Below are 15,298 nucleotides of genomic sequence, written 5' to 3' on the forward strand. Positions count from 1 at the left end.
AATCTACCATAAACTAACCTACTAACGTTATGGTCTAGTAAATGTATGACAGTTATTTTTTCGAGTAAAAATTTTTAGATGAAAGGTAAGTAAATCCGATGAAGAGATATAATCGGCTGTTTATAAATAGGTTGAGTTTATTTCAATAAAAAAGGTGGAATTGCTTCCACCCTTTTTGCCCCAAATCTACCATAAACTTAACCTACTAATGTTATGGTATCTCAAAAGTATCATAGCTTTTCAATTTCACCAAAGAAATGGGATGAACGGCAAAAAAAACCGATGAAATGCACTATTTAACCTTTTATTAGTATTTTATTAATACGCTCGAGCGTCTTTTCCTTCATAAAAATTCATGAAAGCACGATTTACAACTCTGTTTCCGCCAGGAGTTGGGTAATCTCCCGTAAAGTACCAATCACCTAAATTTTTAGGGCATGCTCTGTGTAAATCTTCTACTGTTTGGAAGATGATTTTTACCTCTGCATTTATTTCTGGTGAGCTTAGCATTTCTGCAATTTTATCTGAGATTTCTTCGTCAGTAAATTGATCGTATATTGCTGTAACATAATTCACAACATCTTTGTCTGCGAAATTTTCTTGAGCTTTACATTTGGCATAAACTTCGTCTACAATATGATAAAGGTTTCTTTCTTTTAATAAAGCAAGTGCTGCTCTAAAAGCAACTAAACCTTCTAGTTTTGCCATATCGATTCCGTAACAATCAGGGTAACGAATTTGAGGTGCCGATGAAACAATTACGATGCGCTTTGGTTTTAAACGATCCATCATTTTGATGATGCTCATTTTCAATGTAGTACCACGAACAATACTGTCGTCAATAATTACTAAGTTATCTTCTGGTTTAATTACGCCATAAGTAACATCGTAGACGTGAGCCACCAAATCGTCACGGCTGCTATCTTCTGTGATGAAAGTTCTAAGTTTAGCATCTTTAATAGCCACTTTCTCTGTGCGTATCTTTACAGATAAAAGCTCCTGAAGTGTTTCTGCAGTTAATGTGTTTCTATTTTCTAGAATGTAATTATTTTTTCTCTGATTTAAGAAATCCTGAGCAGCTTCAACTAAACCATAGAATGATGTTTCGGCTGTATTTGGAATATATGAGAAAACAGTGTTGTCTGTGTCGCTATCAATTGCTTTAAGAACAGCAGGTAAAATAAATTTTCCTAAATTTTTACGTTCTTGATAAATTTCAGCATCACTTCCTCTTGAGAAGTAGATTCTTTCGAAAGAACAAGCTTTTAAAGTAGTTGGTTCCAAGATTTGGTTCATAGTAACGTTACCATTTTTCTTGATAATCAATGCATTTCCTGGATTGATTTCCTGAACACTTTCAAAAGGAACATTAAATACAGTTTGAATAACTGGTCTTTCAGAAGCGACAACTACAACTTCGTCATCTTGATAATAATAAGCTGGACGAATTCCTGCAGGATCTCTAAAAACAAATGCGTCACCGTGACCTAGTAAACCAGCCATAGCATAACCTCCGTCTAAATTTTTCGCTGAACGAGCTAAGATTTTAGCAATATCCAAACGTTCTGCAATTACTGGAGAAGCTTCTCTTTTTGAGTAGCCTTCAGCTTTACAATCTTGGTATAACTGCATTACTTCTTTGTCTAAGAAGTGACCGATTTTTTCCATTACCGTAACGGTATCAGCCATTTCTTTTGGGTGCTGGCCAAGTTCAACCAAGTTTTCGAAAAGTTCTTTAACATTTGTCATGTTAAAGTTTCCTGCCAAAATCAGGTTACGGTGCATCCAGTTGCTTTGACGCAGGAATGGGTGAACGCTCTCGATGCTGTTTTTTCCAAAAGTTCCGTAACGAACGTGACCTAAAAACAATTCTCCAACATAAGGAATATTTGCTTTTAGCTCTTTCATGTTGTCTCCCAATTCTGGATGTGCTTTTAACTCCTCGCTGATTCTTTCATTGATTTGTTTAAAAACATCTTGTATAGGTTGTGCGTGATTAGAACGAACTCTACTAATGTAGCGCTGTCCTGGATCGACATCAAATTTAATGCTTGCAAAACCAGCTCCGTCTTGTCCACGGTTATGCTGTTTTTCCATCATTAAATACATCTTCTGGATTCCGTAGAAAGCAGTTCCGTATTTTTCTTTATAATATTCAAGCGGTTTAAGTAGTCTAACTAAAGCTATCCCACATTCGTGTTTTAAAGCGTCGCTCATTGTTTTTTGTTATTTGTGTGTTGTTGTAAGTTGTGTGTATTCGTAATAAAAAAGCCCCGTTTTATCGAGGCTCTTAGGCATTATATTTCTATGTCAAACTGAGTTAACGACTTAAATTGCTGTAATCGAATCGCTACCTCGGCTTTGCTTAATGATTCCATTCTTTCAGTTCCAAACTTCTCAACGCAGAAAGAAGCTAAATTTGAACCGTAAATAATTGCATTCTTCATGTTGTTAAACGAAATATTTTCGCTTTGCGCAATAAATCCAGAGAAACCACCTGCGAAAGTGTCTCCTGCTCCTGTTGGATCAAAAACATCTTCTAATGGTAAAGCCGGTGCAAAGAAAACTTCTCTGTTGTGGAATAAAAGTGCTCCGTGTTCTCCTTTTTTGATCACCACATATTTTGGTCCCATGTCTTGGATTTTAGCGGCAGCTTTTACTAATGAATATTCTCCTGAAAGTTGTCTTGCTTCTTCGTCATTGATTGTAATAACATCTACACGTTTAATAACGTCTAATAATTCTGGAAGAGCACAGTCCATCCAAAAGTTCATAGTGTCTAAAACTACTAATTTTGGTTTTTTCTCCATTTGATCTAAAACACTGCTTTGTACTAATGGGTGTAAGTTTCCTAACATTACAACATCAGCATCTTTGTAGTTTTGAGGAACTTTTGGCTGAAAATCAGCTAAAACGTTCAACTCAGTTACAAGAGTATCTCTAGAATTTAAATCGTTGTGGTATAAACCGCTCCAGAAAAAAGTCTTTCCTCCTTTTACAATTTCGATACCAGAGATATCAATATTTTTTGAAGTTAAAAGATCCAAATGTTCTTGAGGGAAATCGTCGCCAACTACAGAAACAATGGCCGATTGCAAGTTAAAAAATGACGCTGATAATCCGATGTACGTTGCAGCACCACCTAATATTTTATCTGTTTTTCCGAAAGGAGTTTCAATAGCGTCGAAAGCAACTGTTCCAACAATCAATAGTTTATTCATTTTATGAATTTCGAATTAGGGTGCAAAGATACTTCATAAGTTACAATCTTGCAACGGTTTAGGTTCTCAAAATTTTCTTAAAAAAATGACAACGATTTCGAAGTAAAACTATTGTAAATGAATGGGTTAAAATTGATTTTTAGCAGTGTTTATAATAGGCTTTTTGAATTTAGGATGCAAGTTTTTTGAAAATAATTGCGAATATTTTACAGATTATATTTCTTATCAAAATAATTCTTCAAAATACCAACCTGAACCAAAATCATAATTGGAACAATCAAAATGGCATATAAGATGTTTTTAGAAAAATGAATTCTAGAAAATGCTGTTGAGATTCTATCAGAATATAATTTCCCGATTACGTCAATTTTAAAATCATTATTCGAAACAGAAAACAGAGAAACATAAAGCACTAATGCCGCCACAGCTAAGCCAATCGTAATCCAGATTGGTTTAGAAATTAAAGGTTTGTATGCTTTGAGTTTTTTCTCTTCTAGTATATGAACTTCAGCCATTATTTTTGAAGTGAAATCTACTGATGGTGACTGCAGTTTTTCTTCAGCCATCATTTTCTTAATAAGTTGGTCTATATTTTTATCGCTCTCTCTCATAACATTCTATTATTTCTGGTTCTAACTGCTGTCTCAAAATTACGGCTAATTTCTGTCGGCTCCTAAATAATTTCACTTTTGCATTATTGGCCGATATATTCATGATCTTTCCAATTTCTTCTAAACTCTGATCATCAAAATAAAATAAGGTTAAAAGGAAATTTTCATCACTTGGCAATAAAGTCAAACATTTCTGAATGGTCTGCTTTCGTTCATTTTCTTCTAATGCGCTTAAAGCATTGTCCATTGTTTTGATTAAATGAGACGAAAAATCATCAATAGAAATATTCAAATCTTCTTTTTTGTTTTTCTTTAAACGGTCTAGACAAGTATTATAGGCAATTTTATAAATCCAAGTTGAGAACTTAGATTCTCCTTTAAATTTTGTCAGCGAACTATAAATTTTTATAAAAGTATCCTGTGTAACTTCTTCTGCTTCTTCCCGATTTTTAACCATTTTTAGAGCCAGCGTAAAGATCATATCTTTATAACGATCTACAAGAACGGCAAAAGCACTGGTCTCGCCCTTCAGGATTTTATCGATATAATGTTGATCAGTTAATGTGCTCATAATTATATAGGACGACAGAATGTTAATTTAGGTTACAAGAAATTGAAAATAAATTCCAAAAAGCAAATCCCAAATTCCAATCTAATTAACTATCAGAGTTAAATTCAGATTATACATATTATATATATAGTATAAGCTTTTAGAAAGATTGAACTTTGACAAAGTTTTTTAGAGTCAAAATTAATTGATTATCAGTAAGTTTTGGAATTTGGAGTTTAGAAATTGGAATTTATTTTAAAATTCTTGTAACCTCAATTTAAAAACCCTCGTCATATGAGGTATATCAATCAATTAAAAACATAAAATATCATGGACGAAAAAATTTTAATTCCAATCAGTCTTTTCTTAATGATCTTCGGAATCGTTTATTTAATTTATTCAACAAGAAACAGAGAGCGTCTGGCTCTAATAGAAAAAGGGGTAGATGCCAGTATCTTTTTGCAAGGAAAGGGAAGTGGAGTTCCAGCTTGGAAAATCTTTGTAGTAAATCTAGCATTCTTATTAATAGGAAGCGGTGTTGGAATTTTTCTTGCGCTATTAATCACCACTTATACATCTCTTAATGATGGTGCGGTTTATCCTTCAATTATTTTTATAATGTCAGGAATCGGACTTTTGACAGGATTTAAAACTGCAAAAGACTTAGATAAAGAATAAAATTGAAATTAGTAATTTGAGTATAACGTATCGAGAATTTAGGTTTTCGATACGTTATCTTTTTTATAGCAACTTAGAATCGATGTTTTCGTAATAAGAATCGATTGAAAGTTTGGGTTGCATAGATGCCATTACGGCCAGTTGATCACAGCGTTCGTTTTGCGGATGGTTGTTATGTCCCTTAATCCATTTAAAATCGACTTGATGTTTGCGGTAGACGATTAAAAAGCGTTTCCAAAGATCTGCATTTTTTCTTCCAGCAAAACCTTTTTTCTCCCAGCCAAGCACCCATTTCTTTTCAACAGAATCGACAACATATTTAGAGTCCGAAACCACAAGGACTTTCATGTTGGGTTTTTTCAGTTTTTCTAACCCCACAATTACAGCCAAAAGTTCCATCCTATTATTAGTAGTCAGACGAAAGCCTTCGTAGAATTCTTTTTTGTGCGGAGTGCCCACCAGTTCCATCACGACCCCATAACCGCCATTTCCTGGATTTCCCTTTGCCGCGCCATCGGTATATATATGTACTTCGTGATTCATTTTATTTTAGACTGCTTAGATTTTAGATTTTTAGACTTTTAGGTTTTTCTTTTTTAGACATTAAACATCTTTAGATTTTAGACTGCTTAGATTTTTAAAAATGCTTTAGATTAAAATCTAAGTAGTCTTATGTCTAAGAAGTCTAATAGTTTAAATTTCTAATAATCTATGTATGATTTCTGGAAAATGTTTTTGTTCCAGCTCATGAATCTTTTCTGCAACTGTTTCTGGAGTGTCTTCATCTGTCAAAGCCACATTTGCCTGAAAGATGATAGCGCCTTCGTCGTAGTTTTCGTTAACATAATGAATAGATATTCCAGTTTCCTTTTCCTTATTATTTATAATTGCTCTATGGATGTGCATTCCATACATTCCTTTGCCCCCATAATTAGGTAAAAGTGCAGGATGGATATTGATTATTTTATTTGGATATTGTTCAATTATGTTTTCTGGGAATTTGAGTAGAAAACCAGCCAAAACTATCAAATCCGGGTCGATTTTTTGTATTTTTTGTAGCACTTTTCTTTCTAAAAGTTCGTTTTTTTCGAAGATTTCGACTGGAATTTGATGATTTTTTGCTCTTTCAATCACTTTTGCCGAAGCATTATTTGTAAAGACCGAAACGACCTTTGCAATTTCAGTGTTCGAAAAATATTTTATAATGTTCTCTGCGTTAGTTCCTGATCCTGAGGCAAAAACGATAATTTTTTTCATAAAGTTGTGTGTTTTGAGAGTGCAAAAAACGGAATAAAAATCGAAAATAAATAGCTTTAAAAGACCTTTCTTGAAATTAATTTTATAAATTAGTGTCACATTTATAAACTAAATAGTTGTTTTAAAATAAAGTTTTTTATTTTTGCCAACAAATTAAATTCTAAAATTAAAGATTATGTCAGACATTGCATCAAGAGTAAAAGCGATTATCGTAGACAAATTAGGTGTTGACGAAAACGAAGTTGTAACAGAAGCAAGCTTCACTAATGATTTAGGAGCTGACTCACTAGACACTGTTGAGCTTATTATGGAATTCGAAAAAGAATTTGATATTCAAATTCCAGACGATCAAGCAGAAAACATTGCTACTGTTGGTCAAGCTATTTCTTATATCGAAGAAGCAAAAAAATAATAATACCACACCCGAATTCTAAAAAATCTCAAAATTTGAATATCCAAATCCCAAAATTGGAATTTGTTTTTTAAAGAATTGGAATTTCTAGAAATCGGGTGTTATTATTTTTTAAATTTAAATTTCGATTGATTTTTCAATCAAAAAGATATATTTATATTGTAATTCCCATGGCTCTTAAATAACTATAAGTTAAGAAAGCGTGGGTTTTATTTGTTTAAAGTACAAAACACATATTTATGGCATTAAGGCGAGTTGTTGTAACAGGATTAGGTGCACTTACTCCTATTGGGAATAATATCCAAGAATATTGGAATGCACTTGTGAATGGAGTTAGCGGAGCCGCTCCAATCACATATTATGATACCGAGAAACACAAAACGAAATTTGCCTGCGAAGTAAAAAACTTCAATATTGAAGATTACATGGATCGCAAGGAATCTCGTAGATTAGATAAATTTGCACAATACGCAATTGCTGCCAGTGATGAAGCTATTAAAGATGCTGGAATCACAAATGATAACGTAAACAAACAAAGAGTTGGTGTTATCTGGGGAGCAGGAATTGGAGGTTTAGAGACTTTCCAAGATGAAGTATTGTATTATGCAAAAGGTGATGGAACTCCAAAGTTCAATCCTTTCTTTATTCCTAAAATGATTGCCGATATTGCTCCTGCACATATTTCTATGCGTAACGGGTATATGGGGCCAAATTATACTACGGTTTCTGCTTGTGCATCTTCTGCAAATGCATTAATCGATGCCTTCAATTACATTCGTTTAGGAATGTGCGATGTTATTGTTTCTGGTGGTTCTGAAGCTGCTGTTACAATTGCAGGTATGGGAGGATTTAGCTCAATGCACGCTTTATCTACAAGAAACGAAAGCCCAGAAACAGCTTCTAGGCCTTTTGATGCAACCAGAGATGGTTTCGTTTTAGGTGAAGGAGCAGGAGCTTTAGTTCTTGAAGAGTATGAACATGCTAAAGCAAGAGGGGCAAAAATCTATTGCGAAATTGGCGGTGGCGGTATGTCGTCTGATGCTTACCACTTAACTGCACCACATCCGGAAGGAATTGGAGTTATCGCAGTAATGGAAAACACATTGAGAGATGCTGGAATGACTCCCGATCAAGTGGATCATATCAATACTCACGGAACTTCTACGCCATTAGGAGACGTTGCTGAATTAAAAGCAATTAGTGCTGTTTTTGGTGATCATGCTAAAAACATCAACATTAACTCTACAAAATCTATGACAGGACACTTATTGGGTGCAGCTGGAGCTATTGAAGCTATTGCTTCTATCTTGGCAATGCAGCACGGAATTGTTCCTCCAACGATTAACCATACAGTTGTTGACGAAAACATTGATCCATCTTTAAATCTTACTCTAAACAAACCTCAAAAAAGAGAAGTAAATGTTGCTATGAGTAATACATTTGGTTTTGGTGGACACAATGCTTGCGTATTGTTTAAAAAACTAGCTGATTAATTTTCTGTATATGAATATTATCAAAAAAATATTTTCGAAATCCCGTTCTCAAGAAGACGGGATTTTTTTTGACACTATTCAGAAAATTCTTGGTTTTCAGCCTTCTAACGTAGATTTTTATAGACGGGCATTTACCCATCGTTCGTCTAATAAACTAGATCAAAATGGGCATCCTATTAATTATGAACGTTTAGAATTTTTAGGAGACGCTATGTTAAGTGCCGTGATTGCTGCACATTTATTTAATAAAGCTCCAAATGGAGATGAAGGTTATTTAACCAAAATGCGTTCGAAAATAGTGAGTCGTGAACATTTGAACGAATTGGGTAAAGACTTAAATTTAGTGCAGTTTGTAGAGAGCAAAGTGCCGATTCAGCATTTTGGAGAAAACATTCACGGTAATATTTTTGAATCCCTAATAGGTGCTATTTATTTAGACAAAGGCTATACTTTTTGCGAGAAATTCATCCAAAAAAGAGTAGTGACGCCTTATGTAGATATTGCGCGACTAGAAGGAAAAGTGATAAGTTATAAAAGCCTTGTTATCGAATGGTGCCAGAAAGAAAAAAGAGTTTTTCATTATGACATTTTTGAAGATAACGGTATAGACGGACAGCGTCTATTTGGTGTTAAATTGAGTATTGATGATAAAGTTGTCGCAAGAGCGCGAGCAACTTCAAAAAAGAAAGCAGAAGAAAAAGCATCGCAGAGAGCTTATTTTGCGTTTCAAGAAAAAATTGACAAGAAATAGCTGCAAAAATGTTGTAACTCTCACGAGGCTACATCGTTTTCGTTTATAATTTAACAAAACAAGCATGTCATAACTGTTGATGCTCCGTTTAGAAATAGTATATTTACAACTTGATTTTTCAAGACATGGCTATTCATAAATTGGATTTAGACGAATTTGACGAAATTGATTATTATTTAATGGCAATTCATACTTCATTAGAAGATTATAGATTAGCCTATTTTATCAATAAAATCCTTCCGATCAACTTAAGTAAGAGCAAAAACGAGATCCATGCTCAGACTAAGGAAGGTGAAGCAAATTTTTCGAGATTCTATTATTATGATGAAGAAAAAGCTGTTTCCTGGAATTTAATTCAGAATAAAAATGAAATCATTTCTGTGAGTACAAATGATTTCCAGAATTTGTTTTCTAATGAAACAAGTGAGGTTTCGACAACAATTCATTTACTTCCTGAATTCAAAAAAGTCGATTTTTTCTTGAAAATTGATAATGGCGAAGAGGCGCTTAATTTTTCAGAAATTCAACAAAAATTAAACACAATAGAAAGTATTGTGGCTATTTATGCCGTTGATACAGACAAAATAAAATCAAAAAACAATCTAATTTTTTAAAAAAAATGCTAACAAACAAGAAAACCAAAATTGTTGCTACACTTGGCCCCGCTTGTAGTACAAGAGAGATCATTAAAGATATGATCGATGCAGGTGTTAATGTGTTTAGAATCAATTTTTCGCATGCAGATTACGAAGGAGTAAAAGAAAGAATTAATATCATTAGAGGCTTAAACGAAGAGTTTGGTTACACGACAGCAATTTTAGGAGATTTGCAAGGACCAAAACTTAGAGTTGGTGTAATGGAAGAAGGTACTGTTGTAAACGATGGAGATGAAATCACTTTTACAACTGCTGAAGATATTATCGGAACATCAAAAAGAGTGTTCATGAAATATCAGAATTTCCCAAATGATGTTAACCCAGGAGAGCGAATCTTGCTTGATGACGGTAAACTTATTTTTGAAATTGTTTCTACAGATAAAAAAACTGAAGTTGTTGCTAAAGTTATTCAAGGCGGAGAATTAAAATCTAAAAAAGGAGTTAATCTTCCAAATACAAAAATCTCTTTACCAGCTTTAACAGAGAAAGATATTGCAGATGCTATTTTTGCAATCGAACAAAAAGTAGACTGGATCGCACTTTCATTTGTGAAAACTCCTCGCGATTTGCAAGATTTACAAGAATTAATTGCTAAGCATTCTGAATATAAAATTCCAATCATTGCTAAAATTGAAATGCCAGAAGCTCTTGAGAACATGGATAAAATTGTAGCATACTGCGACGGTTTAATGGTGGCTCGTGGAGATCTTGGTGTTGAGCTTCCAGCTCACGAAGTTCCATTGGTTCAAAAAGATTTGATCAGAAGAGCTAAAACGGCTAGAATTCCAGTTATCGTTGCTACTCAAATGATGGAAACAATGATTACAAGTTTAACTCCAACAAGAGCAGAGGTAAATGACGTTGCTAACTCAGTAATGGATGGTGCAGATGCTGTAATGTTGTCTGGAGAAACTGCTACAGGAAACTATCCAGTACAAGTTATTCAAAGAATGGCACAAATTTGCGAAGCTGTAGAAAACTCTCCGCTTATTCAAGTGCCTCAAAATACACCGCAAATTAAAACGAAACGTTTTGTTACTAAAACGGTTTGCCACCAAGCAGCTTTATTAGCAAATGAAATCGAAGCTAAAGCAATTTGTACCTTGACAAATAGCGGTTACACAGCTTTCCAAATTTCAGCTTGGAGACCATCAACAGCTCATATTTTAGTATTTACTTCAAACAGAAGAATCTTAACACAATTGAATTTATTATGGGGAGTTAAATCATTCTACTATGATAATGAAGAAAGTACAGATGATACTGTAACAGATGTGAATCAAATTGCAGTTGACAAGGGTTATGCACAAAAAGGTGATTATTTAATTAACCTTGCTGCAATGCCAATTAAAGATAAAGGGATGGTTAATACGATGAGAGTTTCTGAAATCGAATAACAATTTCTTCAAATAATTTTAAAAAGACCGCTTAATTTTTTTAAGCGGTTTTTTGTTTTTAAAGAGTCTTTAAAATTAAAACTGATTTCGCTATTTATATTTTGTCTTTTAGTGGAAATTTTGATCTATAATTTTTTAATAATCTGATAAAATTTTAGACAAAAAAAAGAATTTTTTGTTTCATTTTACTAAAAATTTAAAAATCGTCTATTCAAAAAAAATCTTTTGACGATTAATAACTTCTTTTTTGCCGTTTTACAATAAAAACATAACTGATTAATTTTCTGGCAGTTTGATGTGTTTCATCTTCTAAAATGAAACATTTTGTTGCAGATTCTCCAATTTTCTTGTTTCATTTTATAAAATGAAACAAGCTCATGCCGAATAAATACGATTGTTCGCTCTTTTATTAGTTAATTTTGAGATACTTAAGAAAAAGTTAAAATATCATGTTTCAAATTTTTAATATAAAATGAATTTGAAACATATCGAAAAGATGCAACATTGATGTAAAAGCGTTTTTTTGGAAATTACTATTTCCCATTTATTTTTTTTGGATTTTCAAACTCATACATAGGAATTACTAACGAATTTTTTTATCATGAAACAAATCGAATTAAAATGCGGATTTATAAATGCCATAAAGTTATTTGCAATACTATTTTTATCTGGTGTTTCTGTTAGTGCACAAAGTAAGAAACCCAATATTTTGGTGCTTTGGGGCGATGATATTGGAACAACTAATATTAGTGCTTATAGTGATGGCCTTATGGGGTATACCACTCCTAATATAGACAAGTTGGCCAATGAAGGATTGCGTTTTTTACACTATTATGGAGAACAAAGCTGTACAGCAGGGCGTGCGGCCTTTTTAACAGGACAGCATGGTCTTCGTACAGGACTTACAAAAGTGGGATATCCGGGTGCGCCAATGGGTATGAGCCAGCTAGATCCTTCAATTGGCGGAATCATGAAAAGTTTGGGTTATGCAACCGGACAATTTGGTAAAAATCACGTTGGAGATCGTAATGAAAATCTTCCAACAGTAAATGGTTTTGATGAATTTTTCGGGAATCTGTATCACTTAAATGCTGAAGAAGAACCAGAATTACCAGATTATCCTAAAGATCCAGAATATCTGAAAAAATTTGGTCCTAGAGGCGTTCTGAAATGTACAGCTACAAATGTCGATGATGCAACAACAGATCCTCGTTTTGGAAGAGTAGGCAAACAAAAAATTGAAGATACAGGAGCACTTACTAAAAAAAGAATGGAAACGATAGATGATGAAACTTCAGCAGCAGCAATTGATTATATCAAGAGACAAAGTGCAGCTGGAAAACCATTTTTTTGCTGGTTCAACGCTACTCGTATGCATCTTCGTACGCACGTTAGAAAAGAGCATAGAGGGAGATATACTCACGGAGACAGTGAATATATTGATGGTATGATCGAACATGACGAAACTATTGGAAGTATATTAAAAGCATTGGATGATTTAGGAATTGCCGATAATACAATTGTAATCTATTCAACAGACAATGGCCCTCATATGAACACATGGCCTGATGGGGCAATGACTCCATTCCGTTCAGAAAAAAACACTAACTGGGAAGGAGCTTTCCGTGTACCTTGTATCGTGAGATGGCCAGGGCATATCAAACCAGGAATCACTAACGAATTGATGAGTCACAACGATTGGATTCCAACTTTGGCTTCTATTGCAGGAGAACCAGATATAGTTAACAAACTTTTAAAAGGATATAGTGCTAACGGTAAAAATTATAAAGTGCATTTAGATGGTTATGACCAAAGTAGTTTTTTACTAGGAAAAACACAAAAAAGCGCCAGAGACAAATTCTTCTATACAGATGATGATGGTCTTTTGGTTGGTTTAAGAGAAGGAGATTATAAATATGTTTTTGCAGAACAGCGTATGCAAGGAACATTGGGAGTTTGGGGTGAGCCTTTTACTAAATTGCGTTTACAGAAAATATTCAATCTATACCAAGACCCATTTGAGAGAGCCGATATAACCTCAAATACATATTGGGATTGGGTAATGAATCATGTACAGATGGTATATGGCGCTATATATGATGTGACGGTATTTGCAGAAACCTTTAAAGAATATCCTCCAAGATCAATCCCGCCAAGTTTCTCTGCTTATACTATCATGGAAGATGCAATAAAAGATATAAAAGCGAGGGAATATGTTGAGAAAAATATTTTACCAAAAGTGAAAGAAGAAGAGGCAGCTTCAAAAAAGAAAAAATAAATTAATCAAAAAGAGATTCAGATAAATAAGATCTGAATCTCTTAATAAAAATAAACACCATGAGAAAAAATATATTCATTTTGTCTCTCGCAGTTTTGTTTTGTTTTTCCTGTAAAAAATCAGATACAATAACTTCTCCAAATACAGAGAGTAAAAAAACGGAAACTATTGCAAGCGGAGACCCTTTGCCAAGCTGGAATGACGGAGCCTTAAAAAGCGATATAATTGCTTATGTTGAAAAAGTAACAAAAGAAGGAAGTCCAGATTTTATTCCAGAAGAATATAGAATTGCGACTTTTGATAACGATGGAACTTTATGGGCTGAAAAGCCTTATGTACAGGAACTTTTTGCTTTTTATAAAGTCCAGAAAATGGTAGAAGCCAAACCAGAATTAGCCCAAAAACAACCATTTAAAGCAGTAATAGAAAAAGACAAAACCTTTTTTGAAAAGGGGGGCGATAAAGCACTTATAGAATTGGTTGCGGCAACTCATACCGGGATGACCGAAGATGAATTTGAAGCTTCAGTTAATGATTTCTTTAAAAGCGCAAAATATCCTGGTAAAAATGTTCCAGTGAAACAAATACGTTATCAGCCGCAATTGGAATTGCTAAATTATTTACGCGCAAACGGATTTAAAACGTACATCGTTACTGGCGGGACAATAGAGGTGGTACGAGCTATATCTCAGGATTTTTACGGAATCCCAAAAGATCAAGTGGTGGGAACTTCTTTTAAATACAAATATGATGCGGCTAAAAATGTCGTACAGAGAGAAGCAGCTTTGGACCATTTTAATGATAAAGAAGGAAAACCAGTAGGCATTCAGCTGCATATTGGTAAGCGACCTGTTTTTGCCTGCGGTAATGAAGGCGGAGCAGGAGATATTGCGATGCTTACCTATTCGCAAGGAAATAAATATCCGTCATTTCAACTGCTTGTAAATCATAATGATTCAATAAGGGAATACAAATATCAAGAAAAGGATAATGCTTCATTAAATGCCGCTGCAAAAAACAAATGGCATGTGGTAGATATGCAGAAAGACTGGAAAAAAGTTTTTGCAGACAATTAGATTGAGTTAGTTAAAATTGAAGTGAAACAGTTTATTGGTTGGCTGTTTCATTTTGATTTTAAAATGTTTACAAAATTTAAAAAGAACGCCTATGGAGTTTCATAAATTTATTAGATTACTATTGGGTACAATCTCTTTCGTTGTAAGCTATAGTTCTTATGCTCAAGAAGAACATAAACCAGGAAATAGTCCTCAGGAACTGGCTGATAAATTGGCAAATCCAGTGGCGAGTTTAATTAGTGTGCCACTTCAGAATAATTTGAATTATGGAATCGGACCATACAATGGCGTCAAATATACGGTTAATATTCAGCCCGTTATTCCATTTAAATTGAGTGACAACCTAAACTTAATAAGCCGATGGATTTTGCCGGTTGTAGATCAGCGAAATATAACTGGATTAAATACACACGAATTTGGTTTGAGCGATGCCACAGTGACAGCATTTTTTGCTCCAAAAACTGAAAAAATAATCTATGGAGTCGGACCAGCATTTTTAGTACCAACGGCTACAGATAAATTATTAGGAACAGAAAAATTTGGTGTCGGACCAAGCGTTTTAGTAATGCATCAGGGCAAAGGCCTTTCAGTTGGTTTTATTGCCAATCAGATCTGGTCTGTAGCTGGAGCCTCTGACCGTGCCGATTTTAATCAGTTTTACACCCAGATATTTCTTTCGCACAGTTATAAAAGTGGTGCCAACTGGGGCGTAAATGCCGAAATTACCCAAAACTGGGAAGGAAATACTACTTTAATCTCTTTAAACCCAATGATGGGGGGTATTACCAAATTTGGTGACCAAGTGGTACAGTTTTCAGTTCAACCACTTATTCCGATTGTGGGACATCAGGCCATAAAACCCGATTGGGGCTTGAGAGCTGTAATTTCTTTTGTGTTTCCTGGATCATAATATTTTAT

15 protein-coding genes are annotated in these 15,298 nt (G+C 34.1%); 9 read left to right on the plus strand and 6 right to left on the minus strand.

What is annotated here, in order from left to right; genetic code table 11:
* Positions 1-318: 318 nt before the first annotated feature.
* From FF52_RS12635 to FF52_RS12650, 4 genes are all read right to left on the minus strand, one after another.
* A complete protein-coding gene (locus FF52_RS12635) occupies positions 319-2,217 on the minus strand; it encodes an amidophosphoribosyltransferase (RefSeq protein WP_008465986.1) in 1,899 nt (632 codons plus the stop codon).
* Positions 2,218-2,297: 80 nt separating this feature from the next.
* A complete protein-coding gene (locus tag FF52_RS12640) occupies positions 2,298-3,221 on the minus strand; it encodes a PfkB family carbohydrate kinase (protein ID WP_008465988.1) in 924 nt (307 codons plus the stop codon).
* Positions 3,222-3,427: 206 nt separating this feature from the next.
* Positions 3,428-3,832: a hypothetical protein gene (locus FF52_RS12645; RefSeq protein WP_008465990.1), complete on the minus strand. Its 405-nt coding sequence runs from the start codon at positions 3,830-3,832 to the stop codon at positions 3,428-3,430.
* A complete protein-coding gene (locus FF52_RS12650; RefSeq protein WP_008465991.1) occupies positions 3,816-4,403 on the minus strand; it encodes an RNA polymerase sigma factor in 588 nt (195 codons plus the stop codon). Before FF52_RS12650 ends, FF52_RS12645 begins: the two co-directional genes overlap by 17 nt.
* 309 nt (positions 4,404-4,712) lie before the next feature.
* Here FF52_RS12650 and FF52_RS12655 point away from each other — a divergent pair, with 309 nt between their 5' ends.
* Complete coding sequence (locus FF52_RS12655; RefSeq protein ID WP_008465992.1) at positions 4,713-5,060, plus strand: DUF6249 domain-containing protein; 348 nt, start codon at positions 4,713-4,715, stop codon at positions 5,058-5,060.
* Between the two features lie 63 nt (positions 5,061-5,123).
* On the opposite strand, the gene rnhA is transcribed toward FF52_RS12655, so the two are convergent.
* Entirely contained in the window at positions 5,124-5,603 is a 480-nt protein-coding gene (rnhA, locus tag FF52_RS12660; RefSeq protein ID WP_008465993.1) for a ribonuclease HI, read from the minus strand.
* A 150-nt stretch (positions 5,604-5,753) separates the two neighbouring features.
* Positions 5,754-6,317: a phosphoribosylglycinamide formyltransferase gene (gene purN, locus FF52_RS12665; RefSeq protein WP_008465995.1), complete on the minus strand. Its 564-nt coding sequence runs from the start codon at positions 6,315-6,317 to the stop codon at positions 5,754-5,756.
* A 175-nt stretch (positions 6,318-6,492) separates the two neighbouring features.
* On the opposite strand from purN, the gene FF52_RS12670 reads away from it, so the two are divergent.
* The 8 genes from FF52_RS12670 (at position 6,493) to FF52_RS12705 (ending at position 15,290) form a co-directional block, all read left to right on the plus strand.
* Complete coding sequence (locus FF52_RS12670; RefSeq protein ID WP_007137004.1) at positions 6,493-6,729, plus strand: acyl carrier protein; 237 nt, start codon at positions 6,493-6,495, stop codon at positions 6,727-6,729.
* Between the two features lie 239 nt (positions 6,730-6,968).
* The gene (fabF, locus tag FF52_RS12675) at positions 6,969-8,222 is read left to right on the plus strand and encodes a beta-ketoacyl-ACP synthase II (RefSeq protein WP_008465997.1); all 1,254 of its coding nucleotides are present in this window, start codon (positions 6,969-6,971) and stop codon (positions 8,220-8,222) included.
* Positions 8,223-8,232: 10 nt separating this feature from the next.
* Positions 8,233-8,973: a ribonuclease III gene (gene rnc, locus FF52_RS12680; protein ID WP_008466000.1), complete on the plus strand. Its 741-nt coding sequence runs from the start codon at positions 8,233-8,235 to the stop codon at positions 8,971-8,973.
* A 125-nt stretch (positions 8,974-9,098) separates the two neighbouring features.
* The gene (locus FF52_RS12685) at positions 9,099-9,587 is read left to right on the plus strand and encodes an IPExxxVDY family protein (RefSeq protein ID WP_008466002.1); all 489 of its coding nucleotides are present in this window, start codon (positions 9,099-9,101) and stop codon (positions 9,585-9,587) included.
* Between the two features lie 5 nt (positions 9,588-9,592).
* Positions 9,593-11,026, plus strand: a complete 1,434-nt coding sequence (pyk, locus tag FF52_RS12690; RefSeq protein ID WP_008466005.1) for a pyruvate kinase — start codon at positions 9,593-9,595, stop codon at positions 11,024-11,026.
* Positions 11,027-11,627: 601 nt separating this feature from the next.
* Positions 11,628-13,304, plus strand: a complete 1,677-nt coding sequence (locus FF52_RS12695) for an arylsulfatase (protein WP_008466008.1) — start codon at positions 11,628-11,630, stop codon at positions 13,302-13,304.
* A gap of 59 nt (positions 13,305-13,363) precedes the next feature.
* Entirely contained in the window at positions 13,364-14,380 is a 1,017-nt protein-coding gene (locus tag FF52_RS12700) for an HAD family hydrolase (RefSeq protein ID WP_008466009.1), read from the plus strand.
* 91 nt (positions 14,381-14,471) lie between these two features.
* The gene (locus FF52_RS12705) at positions 14,472-15,290 is read left to right on the plus strand and encodes a hypothetical protein (protein ID WP_008466011.1); all 819 of its coding nucleotides are present in this window, start codon (positions 14,472-14,474) and stop codon (positions 15,288-15,290) included.
* Positions 15,291-15,298: the final 8 nt, after the last annotated feature.

Origin of the sequence: Flavobacterium sp. F52, from assembly GCF_000278705.1 — a bacterium.
Lineage (GTDB): Bacteria > Bacteroidota > Bacteroidia > Flavobacteriales > Flavobacteriaceae > Flavobacterium > Flavobacterium anhuiense.